1 protein-coding gene is annotated in these 1,681 nt (G+C 37.4%); it reads right to left on the reverse strand.

Going from position 1 to position 1,681, the window contains the following annotated elements:
• Nucleotide 1: 1 nt before the first annotated feature.
• On the reverse strand, nt 2-1,681 hold a 1,680-nt coding region (locus WAZ07_RS26070; protein ID WP_336474711.1), incomplete at its 5' end, for a Xaa-Pro dipeptidyl-peptidase.

Genomic DNA, 1,681 nt, shown 5'->3' on the forward strand with positions numbered 1-1,681 from the left:
TCTATTTTACAATTGGTAATGTTACTTCACTTAATTTTACTGTAAGTTTCGTCCCTGCTTTTGGACGAATCGTATAGTCATAGTCACTTGCAATTAATACGACTCCTATTTGATGGCCGGCTTGAAATACATAATCATCCGGCTGCATGTCCCATGTAAATGTATAATCTTTCCCTGGTATAATTGGCGTTGACTGTTCTTTTCCATTCAAGTTTTGTGGATCCATCCATCCTCTCGTCACAATTTCTGGTTTCGCACCGCCATAATCAACAAGTAATGCAGTCAAATTTGAGACTGGACGATCAATACTTCCCTTAAATGAAATTTTTGGTGTACCACTTATTCTCATTTCTTTTTCGAGCTTAGGCATTACATATACTAACCGATTTGGTGATTCTAATTCTGGATTTGCTACTAATTGATTCGATTTTATTTTTGCATCATCTAATAATGAGGAGACTTGTTGCACCGCCCCCATTCTAAGCGGTAAATCTACTGCTTTATTGCTTAAAAGCATACGTATTTTAGATGGAACTGCTGCAGGGTCTGGCCAATTTTTTAATTTTTGCCACGTTTTATTTTCTCGTTGGACATCTACCATCGGTTCATTCATAATTCCATTTTCAATACCGTATAACCAATAGTCAAACCATTTATTTTGTGTTTGCTCCCAGTTATTACTAGAAGTACCACCATGTTCTCCTTGATGTAACCACATTTTGCGAGGAACATTATTTTCTCCTAGAGCTTCCCACCACTCTGCAAACTGTTTTGTCTTTACATTCCAATCATTTAAGCCATGTACAACAAATACACTGGCTTTCACGTTTTTGGCATCCTTCACGTAGTTACGCTTATCCCAAAATTCATTATAATCTCCTGTTTTTCGATCTTGCCCATCAGTTAGTTCTTTTATGATTTTATTACAAACTTCAGGATCGTATCGTGTTAGTACTGCTTCGGCCATTTTATCTGCATCTTCACCTTGAAAACCATCTGGTGCAATAACTGCTCCATTTGCACGGTAATAATCATACCAGCTACTAATTGCCGCAATTGGAATAATTGTTTTTAATCCTTCAACTCCTGTTGTTGCAACAGCATTTGGTAGGGTACCATTATATGACACTCCGGTCATCCCAACATTCCCTGTAGACCAATCCGCTTGTATTTCATCACCATATTCATTGAATGCTTTTGCTCTGCCATTTACCCAATCAATAACAGATTTTGTACCGATAATTTCTTGTTGGTCACCAGTGGTTGGACATCCACCTGAATTCCCAGTGCCGATACTTTCGCCTAAAATAACGGCATATCCACGAGGAACATAATAATTTCCATATGAACCGAGGTTAGCTGGTTCTGCATAAGGTTTACCTTCCGTAGGATATAATTCTTCATCTACATTATAAGCTGGTACATTATTTATCCCTGAACGATAAGGACTCATTTCATAAATAACAGGAACTTTCACACCCGCTTCTGTTTTAGGTCGCATTACCTTTATCGAAACAAGATCCTTTTTCCAATCTAGGTCACTATCAATCTCAGTTTCTACATATAATTTTTCTACAATTGCTTCATCAATTGAATAAATAGGCTTGGTCATTCCATTTTCCAACTCAATCTTTGTTGATTGAGCTAACGTTTCTGGCACTTTACCATTTAACGGTAGCGA

The organism is Bacillus bruguierae (assembly GCF_037104725.1).
Lineage (GTDB): Bacteria > Bacillota > Bacilli > Bacillales > Bacillaceae_G > Bacillus_A > Bacillus_A bruguierae.